The 22,577-nt window shown below is 72.7% G+C and carries 24 protein-coding genes; 15 read left to right on the forward strand and 9 right to left on the reverse strand.

Annotation, left to right across the window (positions count from 1 at the left end; all coding sequences use genetic code 11):
• Positions 1-27: 27 nt before the first annotated feature.
• On the forward strand, positions 28-1,188 hold the full coding sequence (locus tag ACZ6TB_RS18660; RefSeq protein ID WP_465555759.1) for an erythromycin esterase family protein: 1,161 nt from the start codon (positions 28-30) through the stop codon (positions 1,186-1,188).
• On the opposite strand, the gene ACZ6TB_RS18665 is transcribed toward ACZ6TB_RS18660, so the two are convergent.
• The 6 genes from ACZ6TB_RS18665 to ACZ6TB_RS18690 all read right to left on the reverse strand — a co-directional run bounded on the left by ACZ6TB_RS18665 (position 1,185) and on the right by ACZ6TB_RS18690 (position 5,598).
• Complete coding sequence (locus ACZ6TB_RS18665) at positions 1,185-1,826, reverse strand: response regulator (protein ID WP_465555760.1); 642 nt, start codon at positions 1,824-1,826, stop codon at positions 1,185-1,187. The two genes, ACZ6TB_RS18660 and ACZ6TB_RS18665, sit on opposite strands and share 4 nt — an antisense overlap.
• Complete coding sequence (locus tag ACZ6TB_RS18670; RefSeq protein ID WP_465555761.1) at positions 1,823-3,088, reverse strand: sensor histidine kinase; 1,266 nt, start codon at positions 3,086-3,088, stop codon at positions 1,823-1,825. Before ACZ6TB_RS18670 ends, ACZ6TB_RS18665 begins: the two co-directional genes overlap by 4 nt.
• Before the next feature lie 8 nt (positions 3,089-3,096).
• Positions 3,097-3,828, reverse strand: coding sequence for an ABC transporter permease (locus ACZ6TB_RS18675; protein WP_465555762.1), 732 nt, complete (start codon positions 3,826-3,828; stop codon positions 3,097-3,099).
• On the reverse strand, positions 3,825-4,541 hold the full coding sequence (locus tag ACZ6TB_RS18680) for an ABC transporter ATP-binding protein (RefSeq protein ID WP_465555763.1): 717 nt from the start codon (positions 4,539-4,541) through the stop codon (positions 3,825-3,827). The genes ACZ6TB_RS18675 and ACZ6TB_RS18680 overlap by 4 nt, the downstream gene beginning before the upstream one ends.
• Entirely contained in the window at positions 4,538-4,891 is a 354-nt protein-coding gene (locus ACZ6TB_RS18685; RefSeq protein WP_465555764.1) for a hypothetical protein, read from the reverse strand. Before ACZ6TB_RS18685 ends, ACZ6TB_RS18680 begins: the two co-directional genes overlap by 4 nt.
• 146 nt (positions 4,892-5,037) lie before the next feature.
• Positions 5,038-5,598, reverse strand: a complete 561-nt coding sequence (locus ACZ6TB_RS18690) for a GtrA family protein (RefSeq protein WP_465555765.1) — start codon at positions 5,596-5,598, stop codon at positions 5,038-5,040.
• A 103-nt stretch (positions 5,599-5,701) separates the two neighbouring features.
• Between ACZ6TB_RS18690 and ACZ6TB_RS18695 the strand changes: the two genes are divergently transcribed.
• Positions 5,702-6,571 carry a dihydrodipicolinate synthase family protein gene (locus tag ACZ6TB_RS18695; RefSeq protein WP_465555766.1) on the forward strand — a complete coding sequence of 290 codons (870 nt, stop codon included), beginning with the start codon at positions 5,702-5,704 and terminating at the stop codon, positions 6,569-6,571.
• Here the strand turns inward: ACZ6TB_RS18695 and ACZ6TB_RS18700 are convergent.
• The gene (locus tag ACZ6TB_RS18700; protein WP_465555767.1) at positions 6,561-7,340 is read right to left on the reverse strand and encodes a class I SAM-dependent methyltransferase; all 780 of its coding nucleotides are present in this window, start codon (positions 7,338-7,340) and stop codon (positions 6,561-6,563) included. The genes ACZ6TB_RS18695 and ACZ6TB_RS18700 overlap by 11 nt on opposite strands.
• 4 nt (positions 7,341-7,344) lie before the next feature.
• Positions 7,345-8,085, reverse strand: a complete 741-nt coding sequence (locus ACZ6TB_RS18705; protein WP_465555768.1) for a methyltransferase — start codon at positions 8,083-8,085, stop codon at positions 7,345-7,347.
• Between the two features lie 190 nt (positions 8,086-8,275).
• Between ACZ6TB_RS18705 and ACZ6TB_RS18710 the strand changes: the two genes are divergently transcribed.
• The 6 genes from ACZ6TB_RS18710 (at position 8,276) to ACZ6TB_RS18735 (ending at position 13,788) form a co-directional block, all read left to right on the forward strand.
• Positions 8,276-8,713, forward strand: a complete 438-nt coding sequence (locus ACZ6TB_RS18710; protein ID WP_465555769.1) for an endonuclease domain-containing protein — start codon at positions 8,276-8,278, stop codon at positions 8,711-8,713.
• A gap of 52 nt (positions 8,714-8,765) precedes the next feature.
• On the forward strand, positions 8,766-10,166 hold the full coding sequence (locus ACZ6TB_RS18715; RefSeq protein ID WP_465555770.1) for a serine hydrolase domain-containing protein: 1,401 nt from the start codon (positions 8,766-8,768) through the stop codon (positions 10,164-10,166).
• A gap of 108 nt (positions 10,167-10,274) precedes the next feature.
• Positions 10,275-10,997, forward strand: coding sequence for an ABC transporter ATP-binding protein (locus tag ACZ6TB_RS18720; protein ID WP_465555771.1), 723 nt, complete (start codon positions 10,275-10,277; stop codon positions 10,995-10,997).
• A complete protein-coding gene (locus ACZ6TB_RS18725) occupies positions 10,994-11,770 on the forward strand; it encodes an ABC transporter permease subunit (RefSeq protein WP_465555772.1) in 777 nt (258 codons plus the stop codon). The genes ACZ6TB_RS18720 and ACZ6TB_RS18725 overlap by 4 nt, the downstream gene beginning before the upstream one ends.
• Before the next feature lie 12 nt (positions 11,771-11,782).
• Positions 11,783-13,141 carry a sensor histidine kinase gene (locus tag ACZ6TB_RS18730; protein ID WP_465555773.1) on the forward strand — a complete coding sequence of 453 codons (1,359 nt, stop codon included), beginning with the start codon at positions 11,783-11,785 and terminating at the stop codon, positions 13,139-13,141.
• The gene (locus ACZ6TB_RS18735) at positions 13,138-13,788 is read left to right on the forward strand and encodes a response regulator transcription factor (RefSeq protein WP_465555774.1); all 651 of its coding nucleotides are present in this window, start codon (positions 13,138-13,140) and stop codon (positions 13,786-13,788) included. The genes ACZ6TB_RS18730 and ACZ6TB_RS18735 overlap by 4 nt, the downstream gene beginning before the upstream one ends.
• 38 nt (positions 13,789-13,826) lie before the next feature.
• Here ACZ6TB_RS18735 and ACZ6TB_RS18740 read toward each other — a convergent pair whose 3' ends face one another.
• Positions 13,827-14,375 (reverse strand): DUF1062 domain-containing protein, encoded by a 549-nt coding sequence (locus ACZ6TB_RS18740; protein WP_465555775.1) that lies wholly within the window; start codon positions 14,373-14,375, stop codon positions 13,827-13,829.
• A gap of 317 nt (positions 14,376-14,692) precedes the next feature.
• Between ACZ6TB_RS18740 and ACZ6TB_RS18745 the strand changes: the two genes are divergently transcribed.
• The 7 genes from ACZ6TB_RS18745 (at position 14,693) to ACZ6TB_RS18775 (ending at position 22,393) form a co-directional block, all read left to right on the forward strand.
• Positions 14,693-14,968: a hypothetical protein gene (locus tag ACZ6TB_RS18745; protein ID WP_465555776.1), complete on the forward strand. Its 276-nt coding sequence runs from the start codon at positions 14,693-14,695 to the stop codon at positions 14,966-14,968.
• 110 nt (positions 14,969-15,078) lie between these two features.
• Positions 15,079-16,074 carry a LacI family DNA-binding transcriptional regulator gene (locus tag ACZ6TB_RS18750; protein ID WP_465555777.1) on the forward strand — a complete coding sequence of 332 codons (996 nt, stop codon included), beginning with the start codon at positions 15,079-15,081 and terminating at the stop codon, positions 16,072-16,074.
• Positions 16,071-17,318 carry a sugar ABC transporter substrate-binding protein gene (locus tag ACZ6TB_RS18755; RefSeq protein ID WP_465555778.1) on the forward strand — a complete coding sequence of 416 codons (1,248 nt, stop codon included), beginning with the start codon at positions 16,071-16,073 and terminating at the stop codon, positions 17,316-17,318. Before ACZ6TB_RS18750 ends, ACZ6TB_RS18755 begins: the two co-directional genes overlap by 4 nt.
• Complete coding sequence (locus ACZ6TB_RS18760; protein WP_465555779.1) at positions 17,315-18,253, forward strand: carbohydrate ABC transporter permease; 939 nt, start codon at positions 17,315-17,317, stop codon at positions 18,251-18,253. The genes ACZ6TB_RS18755 and ACZ6TB_RS18760 overlap by 4 nt, the downstream gene beginning before the upstream one ends.
• Positions 18,246-19,073: a carbohydrate ABC transporter permease gene (locus ACZ6TB_RS18765; RefSeq protein ID WP_465555780.1), complete on the forward strand. Its 828-nt coding sequence runs from the start codon at positions 18,246-18,248 to the stop codon at positions 19,071-19,073. The genes ACZ6TB_RS18760 and ACZ6TB_RS18765 overlap by 8 nt, the downstream gene beginning before the upstream one ends.
• A gap of 12 nt (positions 19,074-19,085) precedes the next feature.
• Complete coding sequence (locus ACZ6TB_RS18770; protein WP_465555781.1) at positions 19,086-20,597, forward strand: glucoamylase family protein; 1,512 nt, start codon at positions 19,086-19,088, stop codon at positions 20,595-20,597.
• Positions 20,597-22,393, forward strand: a complete 1,797-nt coding sequence (locus ACZ6TB_RS18775; protein WP_465555782.1) for a GH39 family glycosyl hydrolase — start codon at positions 20,597-20,599, stop codon at positions 22,391-22,393. The genes ACZ6TB_RS18770 and ACZ6TB_RS18775 overlap by 1 nt, the downstream gene beginning before the upstream one ends.
• The last annotated feature ends 184 nt before the right edge of the window (positions 22,394-22,577 follow it).

A 22,577-nucleotide genomic window follows, 5' to 3' on the forward strand; every position in this document is an offset into this window, starting at 1 on the left:
GGGAGTTCAACGATACCGTTGACGGGTATGACAGCTGTTAGCAAGGACGCCGTGCTGAGCCTGCTGAACGACCGGCCGCGGCTGCTTGCCCTCGGTGAGCCCACCCACGGCGCCCCCGCGATCCTGGCAATGCGGAACGAGCTGTTCCGGGATCTGGTGGCCGGCGCCGGCTACCGCACGATCACCATCGAGTCCGACTGCCTCGCCGGCCTGATCGTGGACGACTACGTGACGGGCGGGGACGGCACGCTCGACGACGTCATGCGGCGCGGCTTCAGCCACGAGTGGGGCGCCTTCCCCGGCAACCGGGCCCTGGTGGCGTGGATGCGCGCGTTCAACGACGGCCGGCCGGCCGGCGACCGGGTGCGATTCGCCGGCTTCGACGGCCCGCTGGAGATCACCGGCGGCGCGAGCCCGCGCCCGGCGCTCACCGCGCTCCTGGCGTACCTGGCCGCCCGGATCGACGCCGCCCTGCTGCCCTGCACCGCCGCCACCCTCGACGAGCTGCTCGGCGACGACGCGCCGTGGCCCGACCAGGCCGCGATGATGGACCCGGCGAAGTCCATCGGCCGTACCCCCGCCGCCGACCGGCTGCGGGTGCTGGCCGCCGACCTGGAGGCGCTGCTGACCGAGCAGCGCCCGCACCTGATCGCCACCTCGGCGCCGGACGAGTGGTTCCGGGCCCGCCTGTACGCGCGCACCGCCGCCGGCCTGCTGCGCTACCACTACTGGATGGCCGACCCGACCGCCGGCCGGCTGCCGCGGCTGCTCGGCGTCCGCGACGCGATGATGGCCGCCAACCTGCGCGCCCTCGCCGACCGCGGCCCCACCCTGGTCAACGCCCACAACAGCCACCTGCAACGGGACCAGAGCTCGATGCGGATGGGTCCGGCCCCGGTGTCCTGGTGGAGCGCCGGCGCGATGCTCGGCGTCGATTACGCGTTCCTGGCCACCGCGCTGGGCACCGACCACGAGCACGGGGTGGGCGTGCCGCCGCCGGACACCATCGAGGGCATGCTGTACGCCGCTCCCGACGCGACCGCCCTGGTCGACCCGCGCCGGCTGGACGCCGCCGCGCCGGCCCGGGTGTCGCCGTGGTTCGGCTACGCGCCCCTCGACCCGGCGCACCTGCCCCGCATCGACGGGCTGATCTTCGTGCGGGACGCGGCCGGTACCGGGAGTTTCTAGGCCCGGCCCAGCAGCCCCCGGTTGTAGCCCTCGGCCACCGCCGACGCGCGGTCCTTCACGTCGAGCTTCGCGTAGATGTTGATCAGGTGGGTCTTCACGGTGGCCTCGGTGATGAACAGCCGGCCGGCCGCCTCCCGGTTGGTGTGCCCGGCCGCGACCAGGCGCAGCACCTCCAGCTCGCGCTCGCTCAGCGGCCCGGACGTCGGCGCCGGGGTGCGCAGCCGGCTCATCAGGCGGGCCGCCACCGACGGCGACAGCGTCACCTCGCCGCGCGCGGCCGAGCGCACCGCCCGCAGCAGCTCCTCGCGCGGCGCGTCCTTGAGCAGGTAACCGGTCGCGCCGGCCTCGATCGCCGGGAGCACGTGGCTGTCGGTGTCGTACGTGGTCAGCACCAGCACCCGCGACGGCAGCCCCCGCTTGGTCAGCTCGCCGATCGCGGTCACCCCGTCCATCCCGGACATCCGCAGGTCCATCAGGATCACGTCCGGCGTCAGGGTCTCGGCCAGGCGCACCGCCTCGGCGCCGTCCGCGGCCTCCCCGACGACGGCGAACTCCGGGTCCCGGGCGAACATCGCGCTCAGCCCGTCGCGTACCACCGGATGGTCGTCGGCGATGAGCAGCCTGATCGGCTCGTTCACGAGCGCACCTCCGCTACCGAGAAGGGCAGGCACGCGGAGATTCCGGTGCCGCCGCCGATTTCCGATTCGATCTGCAGCGTGCCGGACAGGGCCTCGATCCGCTGGCGCATCGCGACCAGCCCGAAACCCCCGTCGGCGGGCGGCCGGGCGGCGGGGTCGAAGCCCGGGCCGTCGTCGATCACGTCCAGCGCCACCTGGTGATCCATGTAGGAGAGGGTGAGCCCGACCCGGGTCGCGCCGGCGGCGTGCCTGGCCACGTTGGCCAGGGCCTCCTGCGCCGTGCGCAGCAGCGCGACCTCGGCGTCGGGCGGCATGGTCACGGGCTCGCCGGTCACGGTCACCCGGGCCGGCAGGCCGTGCCGCGCCGACCACTTGCCGGCCACCTCGGTGATCGCGTCGGCCAGCCGCCCGGTCTCCAGCGGTTCCGGCCGCAGCTCGTTCACCGACCGGCGGGCCTCGGTCAGGCTCTCCCGGGCCAGGGCCTTGGCCGCCTCGTGGTGCCGCCGCCAGACCGGCCGGTCGCCGACGGCGTGCTCGGCCGCCTCCAGCTGGGTGACGATGCCGGTCAGCCCCTGCGCGAGGGTGTCGTGGATCTCCCGCGCCATCCGGGCCCGCTCGTCCAGCACCCCGGCCGTGCGGGCCTGCTCGACCAGCCGTGCCTGTAGCGTCGTGTTCTCGGCCAGGGCCGCCTCCAGCCGGGCGTTGGCCTCCCGCGCCGCGCGCAGCGCCACCTCGCGGGTCTCGTGGTGACGCATCAGCGTCTCGCCGCCCCAGGCCAGCAGGCTCAGCGGCACGACGTTGACGGCCAGCACCGCGAGCCGCTCGAGCCACCCGGCCCACGTGTCGTAGTCCAGGCCGGTCGACTGGGCGGTCGCGGCGACGACGCTCGCGCCGGCGATGAACCACAGCTCCCGCGGCCAGCCGATGATCCGGAAGGCGTAGAAGTACAGCACCACCGAGTAGAAGCCGAACCACGGGTCGCGCAGGACCATGACCAGTCCGAACAGGATCAGCCCGGCCAGGAACACCATCATGATCGCGGGCCGGTCCCGCCAGGCCGGGCGCACGGTGTAGAACGCCAGGTTCCACACCGCGGCCGCCGCGCACAGAGCCAGGTCGATCACCGCCGAGCCGGGCGCGGCGTGCTTGAAGGCGATGGTCAGCGCGGCCAGGACGGCGAGCATCACGTACGGGACCACCGTCACCATCGGCTGGGAACGCTGCTCCCAGGCCTCCGGCCCGGCCATCTGCCCTGTCTGCATGTGCGCACCTACTCCCAGCGGAACAATCTAGCGGCCGCGAGCCCGGCGCCGGCGGCCCAGGCGGCCAAGGTGAGCAACGCGAGGGCGTGCGGCCAGTGCCCGTTGGTCGCGTCCTGCATCGCGGTGACGGCGGCGCCCATCGGGGTGGCGTGGGCGACGTGCTGCAGCGTCCCGGGCATGGCCGGGATCGGCAGGAACAGCCCGCCCAGGAACACCAGCGGGTAGAAGACGGCGGCGCCGATCGCGTTGGCGGCCCGCCCGCCGGGCGCGGCCGCGGTGACGAGCAGCCCGACGGCGGTCAGCGCGAGCGTCGCCAGCAGCGCGGCCAGCAGGAAGCCGGCCAGTTGCCGGGGCAGCACCACCCCGAACGCGAACCGGGCGACGATCAGCAGGGCCGCCACCGACACGAACGCGGTCGTCAGGGTCACGATCAGCTGGGCGGCGAGCACCCGGACCGGGCCGACCGGGGTGGTCCGCAGCCGCCGCAGCACCCCCTTCTCGCGGTAGCCGGCCAGCACCGGCGGCAGCACGTTCAGGGCGAGCATCGCCAGCACGAAGGCGACCAGGATCGGCACGTACGTGTCCAGCAGCGTCCGCCCGCCGAGCTCGGCCCGCGGCTCGTGGTAGAAGGGCAGGTTACCGAAAATGATCAGCAGGAGCAGCGGCAGGCCGACACCGAACGCCGGCCCGGACTTCTCGCGCAGGAACAGCCGCAGCTCGATCAGGGTCAGCGTGCTCATGCGGCCCTCCCGGTCAGCGAGACGAACGCGTCCTCCAGCGTGGGCTGCCCGGCCCGGTCGATGAGCTCGGCCGGGGTGCCGGTGACCAGCACCCGGCCGGCGTCGATCACGGCGATCCGGTCGCACAGCCGCTCGGCCTCCGGCATGAAGTGGGTGACCAGCACGATCGTCACGCCGCTCGCCCGGATCCCGGCGATCAGGTCCCAGGTGTCGCGGCGGGCGTGCGGGTCGAGCCCGGTGGACAGCTCGTCGAGAATCGCGATCCGGGGCCGGCCGACGAGGGCGAGCGCGATCGACAGCCGCTGCTTCTGGCCGCCGGAGAGTTTCCCGTACGGCGTCCTCTCCCGTCCCGCCAGCCCGAGCCGCCCGAGCAGCTCGGCCGGGTCGGCGGGATCCGGGTAGAAGGACCGGTAGAGCCGCATCGCCTCGCCGACGCGCAGCCGCTCGGGCAGCTGGCCGTCCTGCAGCTGCACCCCGACGCGGCGGGTCAGGGCGGCGTGGTCGCGGTGCGGGTCGCGGCCCAGCACCCGGATCACGCCCCGGTCCGGCCGCCGCAGCCCGGTCAGGCACTCGACGGTGGTGGTCTTGCCGGCGCCGTTGCGGCCGAGGATCCCGAAGATCTCGCCCGGGGACACGGTGAACGAGACGTCGTCCACGGCCACCGTGTCCCCGTACCGCTTGTGCAGGTGCTCGACCTCGATGACGGCGCTCACGCCGCGGCCGCCGCCCGCCGGCGGGCCAGCGTCACGACCACCGGCAGCAGGAGCAGCCCGCAGACGACCTGCTCGAGCTTGAACCAGAGCGGGAACATGCCGGGCAGCGCCACGATCACCACGACCGCGACCAGCATGGCGGTGGTGACGAACCGCAGCCGCCGGAGCATCTTCGGCTCGCCGCGGGCGGCCCGGATCGCGAAGTACAAGGTGAGCAGTGACGCCGCGGCGACGATGCTGCCGCGGATCCACACCGCGGTGGTGACCGTCGCCGTGTCGTGCCGCAGGACGATCATCGTGGCCAGGGTCAGGGCGCTGACCGCCGCGTAGCCGCCGACCAGCCATTTCATGGTGCGCATGGTGTGCCTCCGAATGTCGCGCTGATGGGAATCAGCGTCGCAACGGAGGCGCCCCCGGCGGATCGCCCGATCTCCGGGGCGGCCGGTGGAGATCGGCGCTCGGTCAGCCGGTGGAGCCGCTCCACCGATCGGTGGAGTCAGGCCGCCTTGTCCCGCTCGACGTCGGCCGCCACCAGGCGGACGTTCGGGTGCGGGAAGACCCATTTGCGGTACGCCCACAGGCGGAACCCCATGGCCAGCAGGGTGCCGGCGATGATGCCGAACCCGAAGTCGCTGACCTCCTGCGCCATCCGCCCGACGTCGGGGACGCGCAGGTCCAGCACGTACCGGGCGAACCACAGCGGGATGTCGTTGACCAGGATCGCGGCCGCGTTGATGGCGAAGAACAGGGTGGCCTCGTGACGCCGCTCGCGGCCGCCGCGGGCGCTGAACGCCCATTCCCGGTTCAGCACGTAGGACAGCACGGTGCTCACCAGCGTCGCGATGCTCAGCGCCGTCAGCGGCTTGCCCGTGAGCACGGTCAGCTTCAGCGCGTAGTTGATCGCCACCGTCACCACGAAGCAGGTGCCGCCGACGATCAGGAACTTCAGCACCTCGCGATGCCGCAGCAGCCGGGCGCGCACGGGCGCGGGCAGCATGCGCAACACGGCACGCACCGCGGCGCCGGGCCGGCCGCGGAGGCCGATGGAGTCCTGCATCCGGCGAAGGGTACTCGCCCCACTCCATTCTTAAGCGCCGCTTAAACATCCAACATCAAAAACTAACTGGACCTTAGCCGTACGGGTGGAGCACCGTAACCGCATGCCGCTTTCCGGACTGTTCATCCCCGTCATCACGCCGTTCGGCCCCGACGGCGCCGTCGCGTGGCAGGCCCTCGAAGCGCTCGCCCACGACCTGCTGCGGCAGGGCGCCGACGGCCTGGTCGCGCTGGGCACCACCGCCGAGCCGTCGGCGCTGACCGTCGCCGAGCGGCGCGACGTGCTCGACCTGCTGGCCGCCGTGTGCCGCGAGCACGAGGCCCCGCTGATCGCCGGCGCGAACGACGCCGAGCAGCTGCGCGTGCTCGCCGACCGGCCGGCGGTGGTGGCCGCGCTCAGCCTGGTCCCGCCGTTCCTGCGGCCCGGGCCGGCCGGGGTGCTGGCCCACTTCGCGGCGCTGGCGGCGGCGTCGCCGGTGCCGCTGGTCGCCTACCACGTGCCCTACCGCACGGCCCAGCCGCTGACCGCGGCCACGCTGCGGGAGCTGGCCGCGATCGGCAACGTCGCGGGCATGAAGCTGGCCACCGGCGCGATCGACGCCGACGTGATCGACCTGATGGCGGACCCGCCGGCCGGCTTCGCGGTGCTGGGCGGCGACGACGTGGTGATCTCCCCGCTGCTGGCGCTGGGCGCGGCCGGCGGCATCCTCGCCTCCGCGCACCTGGCCACCGCCGACTTCGCGGCGCTGATCACCGCCTGGCGCGAGGGCGACGCGGCGAAGGCCCGCCCGCTCGGCCACCGGCTGGCCCGCCTGTCGGCGGCGGCGTTCGCCGAGCCCAACCCGACCGTCATCAAGGCGGTGCTGCACGCCCAGGGCCGCATCCCGACCCCCGACGTGCGCCTGCCGCTGCTGCCGGCCGCCCCCGGGTCCCGCGACGCCGCGCTGGCTCTCACGGCGTGGGTCAGGGTTTGACGGCGCGGGTCGCGAAGTAGCCCGGCAGCCAGCCCGCGGTGGCGTCCGCGTGGTGCGGCGCCTCCTCGAACCCGGTGATGACGAAGCCCGCGGCGAGCTGGCCGCCGATCTGCTCGGCCATGGTGTGGCTGTACTCCAGCGGCGCGTGCGCCCCGAAGAGCCGTTCGCGTTCCTCGGCCGGCACGTGGGTGAGGTCGCTGTACGGCAGCTTGTGCCGGACCACCAGCTCGCCGCGCTGGTCCAGGGCCTCGTTGTCGAACAGGTAGACGTCCGGGTTGAGGAAGCCGCACAGCAGCGTCCCGCCCGGCCGCAGCACCCGGAACGACTCCCGCCACACCGGGGCGAGCTCGGGGATGAACAGGTTCGAGACCGGGTTGAAGACCAGGTCGAACGACGAGTCGTCGAACGCCGACAGGTCACGCATGTCGCCGAGCACCGTCCGCAGCGGCACGTCGTCGCGCCGCGCGACCAGCTCGTCCTGCTCGAGCTGGCGCGGCGAGTTGTCCAGCACGGTGACCCGGGCCCCGGCCGCGGCGAGCGTCGGCCCCTGCTGCCCGCCGCCGGAGGCCAGGCACAGCACGTCCACGCCGGCCAGGTCGGCGGGAAACCAGGAGCGGTCCACCGGCCGGTAGCCGATGAGCACGACCGACCAGTCCCCCGCCCGCGCCTTGGCGACCGTCTCCGCCGAGATCGGCCGCGACCATTCGTTGCCCTGGTCGACCTGCAGGTCCCAGGCCACGCGGTTGTGCGCCGCCGGATCAACACTCATGCGGTCACGCTATCCGGCCGAGTACGAGGTAGGCGAAGCCGAATACGTCGCGGTAGACGCCGACGTATTCGCGTAGCCGGACATCGAGTTCGTCTCGGAGCTCGGTCGCGCGGGGATCATCGGGATGACGCAGCAACCACGCCTGCCGGCCGGCCAGCCACGTTGACTCGAAATCGTCCCATTCGCGCTGGTCGGCAACGCTCATGTGGAGCACCCGCCAGCCCAGCGCCCGGGCCTGCTCGATGAGATCGGAGAGCGGCATGATGCCGGGGCCGATGATCTCGGTCGCCTCCGGCGTGGGCGGACGCTCCCAGAACCCGTCACCGAACAGCAGACGGCCGCCGGGCCGGACGAGGGTGGCGAGCGACTCGAGAGCTGTGGCTGTTCCTCCCCACGCGTGAGAAGCGCCGATACACAAGACCCGGTCCGCGGGTTCCCGCCATGCCGACGCTTCCTGCTTGAGGAACGTCACCTGCTTGGCAAGTGACCGATCGGCAGCGAGCATGCGGCCGCGCGCCAAGGCCGCATCGTCGGTGTCTACGCCGGTACCCGTTGCCGAGCCAGTGCCATCGGCGCCGACTGCCTGCAACAACAATTCGCCCCAGCCGCATCCGAGGTCCACCACGCCGGCGCCGGCGGAAATGCCGAGTCGTTGGAGAAGGAGGTCGGCGTGGGTCTGCGACAGCGGCGTATTCCAGCGCATCCGCTCGTAGCGTACGGAGGTGACATCGTCGACTGTAGACATCGTGGCAGTGTGCCAGGCCTCGACCCGGAGTACTCCGTATTTACTGCTGGTCCTCACGTCAACGGACAGCCGGCACTTAATTACCGAATTACTGTTACCTGCAATCCGGTAATCCCCAATTCGGACAAAACGCCGACACACCATAATGACAGTTATGCGGTGACGACACACAAGGTGTATGTTGTACGTCGTGGACAAAGCGCTGGTGCATTGCGGGAAATGCGGCGAGACGAAGCCGCGGTCGGCGTTCTACAACCTGGCGCACACCAAGGCGCCGCGGCGACCGTGCAAGGCCTGCATCACCGTGGACAAGCGGGCTCGCTACGCGGCCGGCGACGGCGATCAGATCTCGCACGCGCAGGTGCTGCGGGAGAAGTACGGCCTGACCCCCGCGCAGTACGAGGCGAAGCGCGCGGCCCAGCAGGGCCGCTGCGCGATCTGCGGTCAGCCGGAGACCGCCCGCGGCCGCGGCGGCGCGCCCCGGCGGCTCGCCGTCGACCACGACCATCGGACCGGCGTCGTGCGGCAGCTGCTGTGCCGGCGGTGCAATCTGGTCACCTGGGCCGTCGAGGAGAACCCGGACCTGCTCTACGCGGTCCGCGCCTACCTCGACCGGCATCGCGCCTGACCGGGCGGTAAATCGGGCGAGCCGGGGCGGGTCGCGCTGTTAGCGTCGCCGGATGTCTTCCTCGGCTTTGCTGCTGCCTCGTTCGACTCCGGCGGCGGAAGGGGTCTCGTCGCGGGCGATCGGCGTCCTGCTGGATCGGCTCGAGGCGCCCGGGGTCGAGGCGCACTCCGTGATGATTCTGCGCCGGGGGCGGGTCGTCGCCGAGGGGTGGTGGGCGCCGTACTCGGCCGATCGGCCGCATCTGCTGTACTCGCTGACCAAGTCGTTCACCTCGGTCGCGGTGGGGATGGCGGTCGGGGACGGGCTGCTGTCGCTGGACGACCGGGTGGTGGACGTGCTGCCCGAGCACGTGCCGGCCGGGGTCTCGGCGCAGGGGCGGCGGCTCACCGTGCACCATCTGCTGTCGATGACCAGCGGGCACGGCGAGGACAGCCTCGGCGAGGCCTGGACCCGGTCGCCCGGCGATCTGGTCAACGGCTTTCTGCGCGTGCCGTTCCCGTTCGCCGAGGGCACGCGGCACACCTATGACAACGCGACCACGTTCGTGCTGGCCCGGATGGTGGAGCGGGTGACCGGCCGGGACCTGCCGGGGTTTCTCGACGAGCGGCTGTTCCGGCCGCTGGGCGTCGGGCACGCCGAGTGGGACCGGGTGGCGAGCGGCGCCGTGTTCGGCTTCCACGGGCTGCACCTGACGACCGAGGCGGTGGCGGCGTTCGGTGAGCTGCTGCGGCTCGGCGGCGGCGGGCTGATCCCGCGCGACTGGGTGGAGGTGGCGACCCGGCAGCACGTCGAGGTCGATCAGAGCGAGTGCCCGGGCTTCGCCGCCGGGTACGGCTACCAGTTCTGGACGACGCCGTACGGGTACTTCGGCAACGGCGCCAAGGGCCAGCAGTGCGTGGTGGTCCCGTCCCGCGACCTCGTCGTGGTGGTGACCGCCGGCTCGAACGAGGAAGGGGCGATGCCGGGCGCCATCGCCGACTGCCTGCTGCCCGGCCTCGACGCCCCGGACGGCCCGGACGACGACGAGCGGCTGGCCGACCGGCTGCGGCGCCTGTCGCTGCCGCTCGTGACCGGGGCCGCGGGCCGCTCGGCCACCGCCACGATCGACGGGTCGGACCCGGAGTCGCCGCTGCCCGGCGGCACCACCGTGGTTCTCGAGCCGGCGCCCGGCGGCTGGCACCTGCAACTCGGCCCGTCGCTGAAGGTCGCCGTCGGCCACGGCGAGTGGCGGGAGAGCGCACCGCTGGGCCGGCCGCTGGTCGCCACCGGCGGCTGGCAGGGCGGCACGTTCGTCGCCGACGTGTACGTCATCACCACCCCGCACCGGGTCCGCCTGACCGTCGACGCGACGGCCGGAACCGCGGTGGCGGCCTGGCACGGCGTGCCGCTGACCGGCCCCGACCTGATGCGGCACGTGCGGTCGCCGCTGATGACCCGGCCCGACGTCGCCTGACCGCCTGGGGGAAATCCCCCAGGCGAAGACGGCAGCCAGCCGGATCCCGCCCGGCCCGCCGCCTGCCTAGCGTCTTTTCCGTAGTCATCCACTGCGGAAGGAGCTCCGGTGATCGAGGCCCGGAATCTCACCAGACGATATGGACCGACGGTCGCGGTCGACGCGCTGAGCTTCGACGTGCGGCCGGGCAGCGTCACCGGTTTCCTCGGCCCGAACGGGTCGGGCAAGTCCACCACGATGCGGCTGATCCTCGGCGTGGACCGGGCCGACGCCGGGCAGGCGCGGGTCGGTGGCCGCCGCTACCGGGACCTGCGCTGGCCGCTGCGGGAGGTCGGCGCGCTGCTCGAGGCCCGCGCGTTCCACCCGGGCCGCAGCGCCCGCGCTCACCTGGCCGCGCTGGCCGCCGGCAACGCGATTCCGCGGGGTCGGGTCGACGAGGTGCTCGACATGGTCGGCCTGACCGGGGCGGCCGGCCGGCGGGCCGGGAAGTTCTCGCTCGGCATGGGCCAGCGCCTCGGTGTCGCGGCGGCGCTGCTGGGCGATCCGGCGGTGCTGCTGCTGGACGAGCCGGTGAACGGGCTCGACCCGGAGGGGGTGCGCTGGATCCGCGACCTGCTGAAGTCGCTGGCCGCGCAGGGCCGCACCGTGTTCGTGTCGAGCCACCTGATCAGCGAGATGGCGCTGACCGCCGAGCGGCTGGTGGTGATCGGCCGGGGGCGGCTGCTGGCGGACACCACGGTCGCCGAGATGTCGGCCGGGGCGGCGTCGCTGGAGGACGCGTTCTTCCGGCTCACCAGCGACGAGGTCGAGTACCGGGGGGCGGCGTCATGACCAGGGATCGGTACGGGTTGGCCGACGCCGCCCGGATGGAATGGATCAAGCTGCGCAGCCTGCGCTCCACCTGGCTGACGCTGGCCGTGACCGTCGCCGGCACCGTCGGCATCGGGGCCGCGGTCGGCCTGAACAGCCGCAACGGCGCCGCCGACCTGACCAACAACGCGCTCGGCGGGGTGGTGCCGGGCCTGCTGCTGGTGGGCGCGCTCGGGGTGCTGACCATGACCAGCGAGTACGGCTCGGGGACGATCCGGGCCACGCTGACCACGATCCCGCGGCGGCCGCTGGTGCTGGCGGCGAAGGCGGCCGTGTTCGGGGCGGTCACCCTGCTGATCGGGGAGCTCGGGTCGTTCGTCGCGTTCTTCGCCGCCGCGGCCACCCTGCGCCACGGCCTCACGCCGCCGGCGCTGGGCGATCCCGGGGTGCTGCGGGCGGTCGTGCTGTCCGGCGCCGCGTTCTGCCTGATCGGGCTGCTCGGCCTGGGACTGGGCGCGATCGTGCGGCACAGCGGCGCCGCGGTCGGGGTGCTGGTGGCCGGCGTGTACGTGGCCGCGCAGGTGATCGGCTTCGTCGCGCACGGCGCCGCCGCGTACATGCCGATCCTGATCATCGAGAACTCGCTGAGCACGACGATGCCGGTGACCTGCGGCAGCGACGCGGCGTCCTGCCCGGACTTCCTGCCGGCGTGGGCCGGGCTCGGCGTGCTCGCCCTGTACGCCGTGATCGCGCTCGTGGCCGGCGGCTGGCTGCTGTCCCGGCGGGACGCGTAGGAAGATGACAGCATGGCGCTTCCGGTGATCAGGACCGCGGTGCGGGCGCCGTTCGCCCGGCGCCAGGCCCGCGAGCTCGGATTCTGCCTGGCCACCCTGCCGTTCGCGCTGCTCAGCCCGCTGGCGCTGGTCGTGCTCGCGGTGGATCTGACCTGGTGGGCGGCCGGCGGCGGGCGGGGCAACCCGTCCCCGGCCCACCTGGCGATCGCCGGCGCCGGCGTGGCCCTGCTGGTCGTGCTGCTGGTGGCGACGCCGGCCGCCCGGTGGCTCGGCTCCCGGCAGCGGCGCCTCGCGTCCCGGCTGCTCGGGCTGCGGGTCGCGGCGCCGCCCCCGGTCCGGCCGCGCCCCGGCGGGCGGGCCTGGCCCGGCCCGCGCGACGGCGCCGGCTGGCGGGTCGTCGCCTACCAGCTGGCCAAGCTGCCGATCGCCCTGCTCGAGCTGTACGCGGTGTTCTTCTGGGTCGGCGGGCTGGTCAACCTGGCCTACCCGCTGTGGTGGGGTGCGTTCCGCAACCACCCGCCGGGGGTCCGGCTCAGCCCGGTGCCGGTGTTCACGCCGCTCGGGTTGTTCGGGGAGGGCACGTTCCGGGTCGCGACGGTGCCCGGCACGTTCGCCGCCGCCGCGGCGGGAGCGGCGATGCTGCTGGCCGCGCCGTGGGTGACCCGGGCCGTCACGTCCGCTGACGCCTGGCTGATCCGCGGCCTGCTCGGGCCCGGCCGGCTGGCGCAGCGGGTGCACGACCTGGAGCAGAGCCGGGCGCTGGCCGTCGACGACGCGGCCGCCGTGCTGCGGCGGCTGGAACGCGACCTGCACGACGGCGCGCAGATCCGGCTGGCCACGCTGGCCATGAACCTGGGCATGGCCCGGGAGAAGCTCGGCGCCACCGGCGAGGTCCCGGACGCGGCGGCCGCCCGCGAGCTGGTCGACGCCGCGCTGCGGGGCGCGAAGGACGCGATCGCCGAGCTGCGCGGCCTGGTCCGCGGGATCCATCCGCCGGTGCTCGACAACGGGCTGGCCGACGCGCTCGCCTCGCTGGCCGGCGACCGCGCGATCCCGGTCGAGGTGCGGGTCAGCATCCCGGTCCGGCCCACCCCGGCGATCGAGACGATCGCCTACTTCTGCGCGGCCGAGCTGCTGGCCAACGCGGCCAAGCACAGCTTCGCGAACACGCTGGCCGTACGGGCGTCCGGCGAGCGGGACGTGCTGCTGCTCAGCGTCGCCGACGACGGTATCGGCGGCGCCGACCCGGCCCGGGGCACCGGCCTGACCGGGCTCGCGCAGCGGGTCGCCGTGGTCGACGGCACGCTCACCATCGCGAGCCCGCCCGGCGGTCCGACGACCGTCACCGTCGAGCTTCCGCTGCGCGCATGACGGTACGAGTGGTGATCGCCGAGGACGCGGTCCTGTTCCGGGCCGGGCTGTCCCGCCTGATCGAGGACCACGGCCACCGGGTGTGCGCGGCGGTGGGCGACGGCGACGCGCTGCTGGCGGCGGTGGCCGAGCACCGGCCCGACGTGGTGGTGGCCGACATCCGGATGCCGCCGACGCACACCGACGAGGGGCTGCGCGCCGCGCTCGAGATCCGCCGCCGGCATCCCGGGACCGGGGTGCTGGTGCTGTCGCAGTACATCGAGACCCGCTACACGGCCCGGCTGCTGGAGGGCGACGCGGCCGGCGCCGGCTATCTGCTGAAGGAGCGGGTGGCCGACGTCGCCGAGTTCACCGACGCGCTGCAGCGGGTCGCCGCCGGCGGCACGGCGCTGGACCCGGAGGTGGTGGGCCGGCTGCTGCGGGCCAGCCGCCGGTCCGACGGCCTGGCCGCGCTGACCGCCCGCGAGCGGCACGTGCTGGTGCTGATGGCCGAGGGCCGGTCGAACGCCGGGATCGCCGACGCGCTGGTGGTGACCGGCGGCACCGTGGAGAAGCACGTGGCGAGCATCTTCGACAAGCTGGGGCTGCCGCCGGGCGAGGCCGACAACCGCCGCGTGCTCGCCGTCCTGCGCTACCTGGGCTCGTGAGGATCGGGCCGGGCCGACCGGCCCGGCCCGATCCCCCGCTACTGCGCGGCCAGCACGGTGAACGCGAACCCGGAACGGACCGGGCGGCGCAGCGCGATGTCGCACTTGACCCGGCGCAGCACCTCGCCGCGGCTGAGGGCGAGGCCGTGCGCGATGAGCCGGTCGGGGCGCACCGGCACCGGATCGTGGAAGGCGACCTCGATCCGGACCGGCCACGCCGCGGCCGGCGCGGAACCAGCCGGGGCGGGGCCGGTGTCCAGCCGCCAGGCGCCGGTCCAGTCCAGGGCGAAACGGTGGCGCCGGGCCAGCGCCGGGTCCAGCAGCGTGGACGCCACCAGGCCCGGGTCGTTGACGTGGTAGCCGTGCAGAGCGGCCGGGTCGAGGGTGCGGACCGGGGTGCGCTCGTGCACGGTGAGCTTGCTGGTGCGGTCGCACGACACGCAGCGGATCAGCAGCCACACGTCCAGCAGCTTGCCGTTGGCGTTGACCCGGAACCGGCCCTCGCCGGTGGTGGCCGAGGCGGACCGGCAGTCCACGCACCCCGTCGACAGCAGCGGCAGCCGGGTGCGGCGGACGGTCCAGGGCATGACGATATGAGGTTGTGCAGACATGACTCGTTGACCTGATCTCTGAAGACCTGACACGAGGCCGATTGCGCGCGGCCTCGAACGCGGTAGGCCGGGCGCACGAGGGCAGCCCGGCGGAACCGACGGGATGCGTCGGCTACCGGTGCGGGGAAGGTGTCAGGTCTACAGGGCAGGCGTGGTCACGTGGGATGGTCCTCCGGGTCGCGACGGGACGCAGGCACCGTAGGCGAGCGCGGGAGCGGCCCTCAACCGGTTTTCCGGGGCGCGAATCTGCCGAAGTCGCCGCCGGGGGCGCCGGGGCGGGCTTTCATGGGTTCGTGACCATCGAACACACCGGGCTGGCCGCGCCGGTTCCCGCCGGGCCGACCGTCGTCGAGTTGTCGCGGCGGGCGCGCCTGGCCGTCACCGACGCGGCCCGGCTGATCGAGGCCGCGGTCGACGCCGGCTGGGAGAACCCGGACGGCTTCGCGATGGCCGACCCGCACGCGGCGGTGGACGCCGCGCTGTGGCTGTGGACGCAGCAGTCGTCCGCCCTGCCCGGCGTCGAGGTGCTGTCCGACGGCGGCGAGGCGGGGTTCGCCGCCCCGGACTGACGGCGGTGCCGCGCGCCCAGAACCAGCGCCGGGTTCGTCCCGTATCGCTGATGGTGAATCCCGGATTCGCCCGAGTGTCGGGTCTTCCGCACCGGGGTTAGCGTCCGGCCATGGCGATGAAAGCGCTTTCAAGGGCGACGATCTACGAGGTTGCCCGGCTCGCGGGGGTCTCCATCGCCACGGTGTCGCGGGCGTTGCGCGACTCCGATCTGGTCACCGAGCAGACCCGGGAACGGGTCCTCGCGGCCGCGAAGCAGCTGGAGTTCACGCCCAGCCGGCTGGGGCGCTCGCTGGCCGAGGGACGGCACGCGGCCAACGGGATCGTCTTCCCGGACCTGGTCGGGCCGTACTACGCCGAGGTGGTGCTCGGCTACGAGGCGGCCGCGGCGGCCTTCGGGTCCAGCGTGCTCATTCTGGCCACGCACGGCCGCGCCGACGCGGAGGCGGCCGTACGCGACATGGCGTCGCGGGTCGACGGGCTGACCGTGATGGGCCAGACCGTCGGCGACGACGTGATCGCGAAGCTGGCGGCCACCGGGCTGCCGCTGGTGCTGCTGGCCCGCGACCCGGTCCCGGGCGTCGACACCGTGCGCGCGCAGAACCGGCAGACCGCCGAGGCGCTGGTGGAGCACCTGCTCGAGCACGGGCACCGCCGGTTCGTGTTCCTCGGCGACCCGGACGGCTCACCGGACGTCGCCGGGCGCTACCGGGGTGTGCAGGCCGCGCTCGCCGGCAACGGCATGGACCCCGCTGATCCCGTACGGCTGCATGGTTTTGATCTGGAAGCCGGACGCGCCGCGGCGCGGGAGCTGACCGCCGAGCCGCAGGCCGTGGTGTGCGCCAACGACGAGATCGCCCTCGGCGTGCTGCTGGAGCGCCCGGAATTGACCGTGACCGGATGGGACGACCTGATGGCCGCCCAGTTCGCGGGCCTGACCACCGTGCGGCAGCCGATGCGGGAGCTCGGCGCGACCGCCGCCCGCTGGCTGAACCGGCGCATCACCGAAACCAGCGAGAAACCCGCCGCCCCCCGACGGCGGGTCCTGCCCACCCAGCTCGTCGTGCGACGCAGCTGTGGCTCTCACTCCCCGGAGGTTCACCGATGAGGAAGCAGTTGGTCGCCGTCGCGGCCGTGGCGCTGACCCTCGCGGCCGGTTGCGGCCGCGACGCGAGCGGAGGCAACGAGACCGCCAAGACGGTCGGCGAGGGCAAGGCCAGCGGGGAGATCACCGTCTGGGCGATGGGCACGGAGGGTGAGAAGCTCGCCGAGTTCGCCAAGGCGTTCACCGCCGAGAACCCGGACGCCAAGGTCACCGTGACCGCGGTGCCGTGGGAGGCCGCCCACCAGAAGATCGCGTCGGCGATCGCGGCCAAGCAGACCCCGGACGTGTCGATGATCGGCACGACGATGCAGGGCGAGTTCGCCAAGACCGGCGCGCTCGACCCGACCCCGGCCGACCTGTTCAAAAAGGACGCGTTCTTCCCGGGGGCGTGGGACAGCACCGTCGTCGACAACACCAGCTTCGGCGTCCCCTGGTACGTGGAGACCCGCGGCATCTACTACCGCAAGGACCTCGCGGCCAAGGCCGGCTTCCCGGACGGGCCGAAGACGTGGGACGACCTGACCGCGATGGCGGCCGCCATGAAGAAGGCCGGCGCGAAGTGGGGCATCAACCTGCAGCCGGGCAAGACCGGCTCGTGGCAGTCGATGCTGCCGTTCGCGTGGTCGGCCGGCGCCGACATCGCGGCCGGCGGCAAGTACAGCTTCGACAGCCCGGAGATGGTCGAGGGGATGAAGTACTACCAGTCGTTCTTCGCCTCCGGGCTGGCGCCGAAGGACCTGCCGCAGGGCGCGCTCGAGCCGGCGTTCGCGAAGGGTGAGATCGGGTCGTTCATGTCCGGGCCGTGGCACATCGGCATCCTCAAGGACCAGGGCATGAAGACCGACCAGTTCGCGGTGGCGCCGATGCCGGCCGGCAAGTCGTCGACGTCGTTCATCGGCGGCAGCAACATCGCGGTGTTCAAGGACGCGAAGAACCGGGACGCGGCGTGGAAGTTCCTGGCCTGGCTGTCCCAGCCGGCGGTGCAGGTCAAGTGGTACGAGACGGTCAGCGACCTGCCGGCCGTCCAGTCCGCGTGGTCGGACGCGACGCTGTCCGGCGACCCGTTCCTGAAGGTGTTCGGCGAGCAGCTGAAGTCGGCCAAGGCCCCGCCGCCGTTCCCGACGTGGGAGCAGGTCGCGGCCGCGCTCGACAACGAGGTGGAGAAGGTGTGCGTCGCCGGTGAGGACCCGGCCGCGGCGGTGAAGACCGTGCAGCAGCAGGCCACCGCCATCGGGACCGGGGCATGACGGCGACGCTCTCCCCGCCGCGCGTCCTGGCCGAGCCGCCGGCCAGATCGAACACGAGGCTCCGGCGGGCGGTCACCGGCTGGTCGTTCGCGGCGCCGTTCACCGTGCTGTTCGTGGTGTTCGCGCTGCTGCCGGTGGTGGCGTCGCTGCTGATGAGCGTCACCGACCTGCGCGGCACCGACCTGCGGCACCCGTTCTCGGTGAACTTCGTCGGCCTGGACAACTACACCCGGCTGTTCTCCGACTCGCTGTTCCTGCGGGCGTCGCTGAACACGGCCGTGTTCGTGCTGATCGGGGTGCCGCTGACCATGGTCGGGGCGCTGGCCGCCGCGAACGCGCTGAACTCGGGGCTGATCCGGTTCCGGGCCGTGTTCCGGGTCGGGTTCTACCTGCCGGTGGTGACCAGCATCGTGGCGATCTCGGTGATCTGGCGGTTCCTGCTCGACCCGTCGGCCGGCATCGTCAACAACCTGCTCGCCCAGGCCGGCATCGCCGGACCGAACTGGCTCGGCGACTCGCACACGTCGCTCGCGTCGATCACGGTGATGGCGGCGTGGCGCAACTTCGGCTCCCTCATGGTCATCTTCCTGGCGGCGCTGCAGGGCATTCCCGCCGACCTGTACGAGGCGGCCACGCTGGACGGTGCCGGACGGTGGCAGCAGTTCCGGCACGTGACGCTGCCGTTGATGCGGCCGGCGCTGCTGTTCGGGGCGGTGATCACCGGGATCGGGTATCTCCAGCTGTTCGAGGAGCCGCTGGTGATGACGCAGGGCGGCCCGTTGTCGTCGACGCTGTCCGTCTCGTACCACATCTACAACCAGTTCGGGTTCGGCAACTACGGCTATGCCGCCGCGGCCGCCTACGTCCTGTTCATCGCGATCGTGGCGCTCTCGGTTCTGCAATTCCGGCTTCTGGGGGCGCGTGGTGATGACTAGGCGGGATCTGGTTGCCCGAATTGTGCTGTACGGCATTCTCGGCGCCGGGCTGCTCGTCGTCGTCGGGCCGTTCCTGTGGATGCTGGTGTCGTCGTTCAAGCCGGAGGGGGAGATCCGCTCCGACCCGCCGACGTGGCTGCCGTCGCACTGGACTTTCAGCCACTATCACGACTTGTTCTCCCGGCTGGATTTCCCCCGCTATTTCGTGAACTCGGCGGTCGTGGCGATCCTCGTGACGCTGGGAAACCTGCTGTTCTGCTCGCTGCTCGGCTACGCCCTGGCGAAACTGCGGTTCCCGGGGCGGCGGGCGCTGTTTCTCACGGTGCTCGGCATGCTCATGGTGCCGGGGATGGTGACGTTCGTGCCGCAGTTCGTGCTGATCAGCAACATGGGGCTGGCCAACACGTACGCCGGCCTGGTGTTGCCGTTCCTCGCCGGCCCGTTCGGCGTGTTCCTGATGCGGCAGTTCCTGCTGTCGATCCCGGACGACCTGATCGAGGCGGCCCGGGTGGACGGCGCCGGCGAGTGGCGGATCTTCTGGCGGATCGTGCTGCCGCTGTGCCGGCCGGCCCTGGCCACGCTCGGCATTCTCACGTTCCTGGCCTCGTGGAACAACTTCCTGTGGCCGCTGGTGGTGGCCACGACCGACGACAAGTACACGCTTCCGGTGGCGCTGGCGCTCTACAGCATCGGGCAGAACCGCATCTATTACGGGCTGCTGCTGGCCGGGGCCGTGGTCGTCGTGCTGCCCGTTCTCGCGGTGTTCCTCGCCCTGCAGCGGCATTTCATGCGCGGTATCGCCACGACCGGTCTCAAGTGAGGGGTACTTCTTGTGATTCGGCGCCTTGTTGCTCTGTTCTCCGCTCTCATCGTCTCCGCTTCGCTGACCGCCTTCTCGCCGGGTGATCCACTTCGTGGCTATGCCCGGGACACGTGGCGGTCCTTGACGGCGATGACGTCGCCGCTCGGGCTGCCTTCCGACAACATCTCCGGCGACTTGTCGGTTAAATCGACCTACACCTCGCCCACCAATATCGGCGGCTACATGTGGTCGGCCGTCGTCGCCCGGTCTCTGGGGCTGATCTCCGCCCGGGAGGAGACGGCGCGCATCTCGCGGACGCTCGACACGCTGGCGGTTCTGCGGCGGAACGACAAATCGGGCATGTTCTACAACTGGTATGAGCCGGCGACCGGAAATGTCGTGACGATCTGGCCGGAGGACGGGTCGACGGTGACACCGTTCCTGTCCAGCGTCGACAACGGCTGGCTGGCCGCCTCGCTGCGGGTCGTGTCGGGGGCCGTCCCGTCGCTGCGGGGCAAGGCGTCGCGGCTGCTCTCCTCGATGAACTTCGGGTTCTTCTACAACCCTTCCGCGGCCACCCCGTTCGGCACCCACGGGTTGATCCGGGGCGGCTTCTGGGACACCCAGCCGCCCGGGTGCTCGGCTTTCCAGGACGGCGTCTGGTTCACCTGCAACCACTACGACATCACGGTGACCGAGCCGCGCATCGCCACCTACCTGGGCATCGGCGCCGGGCAGATCCCGCCGTCGGCCTACTTCTCGACCATGCGCACCCTGCCCGACACCTGCGACTACGCGTGGCAGGAGATGGAACCACAGGGATTCACCGCCACCCATTTGGGAGTGCCGGTCTACGAGGGCTCCTACCGCTACCGGGGCATCACGTTCGTGCCGTCGTGGGGCGGCGACATGTTCGAGGCGCTCATGCCGGACCTGTTCGTGCCGGAGACCACGTGGGGACCGAACAGCTGGGGCCGCAACCATCCGGCGACGGTGGCCGCGCAGATCGAACACGGCCTGAACGACGCCCGCTACGGCTACTGGGGCTTCTCCCCGGCGTCGAACCCCTTCGGCGGGTACGCGGCGTGGGGCGTCGACGCGATGGGGATGGACACCGACGGCTACCCGTCCGACGTGCCCGGCGGCAAATACGACGCGGGCTTCGGCGCGTGCCGGCCGCCCGGTCCCGCCGCCGTCTACGGGGACGGCGTGGTCACCCCGCACGCCGCGTTCCTGGCATTGCCCTACGCGCCGCGGGCCGCCCGCACGAACCTGGCCCACATCAAGAGCGACTTCGACGCGTACGGCCGGGGCGGCTTCTACGATGCGGTGGCCGTCCGCTCGGGCACCGTCGCCAAGCGGTACCTGTCCCTGGACCAGGCCATGATCATGGGCGCCATCGGCAACACCCTCGACCGTGACGTGCTCAAGCGGGCCTTCGTGACGCCGCAGTTCGAGCGTGCGGTGCGGCCGCTGCTGGACCAGGAGACGTTCAACGTGCCCGCCGGCCAGCGTCTCCCCCAGCTGGGCGGTGGCCGTTGATGACGATCGAGGACCAGGCTCGCGCCCAGTGGGCGGCCCTGATGGGTGGTGGCGGCGCCCAGGACCGCACGGCCGGGGAACCGGTCGCGGCCGACCTGCCGGCGCCGGTGTCGGTGACCGCCGTCGCCGGGCGCGGGCAGGTGACGGTGTCCTGGCTGCCGGTGCGCGGCGCGATCGGCTACGCCGTGCACCGCGCCGAGTCGCAGGACGGGCCGTTCACCGTCGTCGACCACGGCGGCGGGGACGTCCTCGCGGTCCCGCACGGGCCCTACGCCGACACCACCGACGGGCGCGGCGGCTGGTACGCCGTCGCCGCCCTGGAGACCGTCAACGCGATCGGGCCGCTCTCCGCGCCGGTCCGGTCGGCGCCGCCCAGCCAGCGCCCGTCCGGGCCGCCCGCCCAGGTGCTCGTCGCGGTCGGCGACCGGGAGACGCCCCTGCACCGGGTGTGGCAGGAGATGGTCGGCTCCGAGCACCTGAGCCACCTGCTGTCGGCCGACACCACCGGCGGCCGGGTGATCGGCGACGAACTGCGGGAGGCGCTGCGCCGCGTGCACGACGAACTCGGCGTCCGGTCCGTGCGCGCGCACGCGATCCTCGGGGACGACCTCGGCGTCTACCGCGAGGAGAACGGCCTTCCGGTGTACGACTTCGACGGCGTCGACCGGGTCTACGACCTGGTGCGGGAGCTCGGCCTGACCCCGGTCGTCGAGCTGGGCTACATGCCGCGGGAGCTGGCCGCCGACCCGGAGCGCACCGTCTTCGCGTACGGCGGAATCATCTCCCCGCCGAAGGACTGGTCGCGCTGGCACGACCTGGTCCGGGCGTTCACCGCGCACCTGGCCGAGCGGTACGGCCTGGACGAGCTGCGCGCCCGGTGGCGATTCGAGGTGTGGAACGAGCCGAACCTGTCGGTCTTCTGGTCGGGCACCCCCGCCGAGTACTGGCGCCTCTACGCCGAAGCGGCCCGCGCCGTGAAATCGGTCGACCCGCACCTGATCGTCGGCGGCCCGGCGACGGCGGCGGTCGGCTGGATCGACGACCAGACCCGCATCGACGCGCCGGTCGACTTCCTGTCCACGCACGTCTACGGCACGATCCCGCTCGACCTGCGCCCCTGGGCCGACGGCCGGCCGATCCTGTGGACCGAGTGGGGGGTCACCGCCACCCACGGCAGCCGCATCAACGACTCGGTGTTCGCCGCCGCATTCCTGCTGCGGGGCATGCGCTCGGCCGCCGGCCGCCTCGACGCGCTCGCCCCGTGGGTGGCCTCCGACCACTTCGAGGAGCTGGGCCGCCCCCGCAGCCTGTTCCACGGCGGTTTCGGCCTGCTCACCGTCGGCAACCTGGCCAAGCCCAAGTTCTGGGCGCTGTCGCTGGCCCAGCGCCTGGGCCCGGCCGAGGTCCCGCTGACCTTGACCGGCGACGGCGCCGGCAGCCTGGTGGAGGGCTGGGCGTCCCGCTACCCGGACGGCGGCCAGGGCCTGCTGCTGTGGAACGGCACCCTCGACCACAGCCGCTCCACCGGCGACGCCGCCCTGTCCCGCCTGATCCGCTTCACCCCGCGCCTGACCGCCGCCCACACGCTGCGGCTGTGGCGGGTCGACGCCGACCACGGCAACATCACCACCCAGTGGCCGGCCGACCGCTGGCCCACCGACACCGAGTGGCCCACCTTGCAGGCGCGCGACCACCTGCCGGAGGCCCAGCCCCCGCGGCGCGTCACTCCCGGCGAGGAGATCGTGCTGGCCCTGCCGAACCCCGGCATCGTCTTCCTGGAGTTGCGCCCGATCTAGCCGCAGTCTCGACGAGTTCCGCGCCCGGATCGCGCCAGTCATGAAAGTCGCGGGTGAGGCGGCCCCGGCGCGCGGTGGGGTGGTCAGGCGGCGCGCGGTGGGGTGGTCAGGCGGCGCGCGGTGGGGTGGTCAGGCGGCGCGCGGTGGGGTGGTCAGGCGGCGCGCGGTGGGGTGGTCAGGCGGC

Source organism: Actinoplanes sp. NPDC051537 (assembly GCF_055586105.1).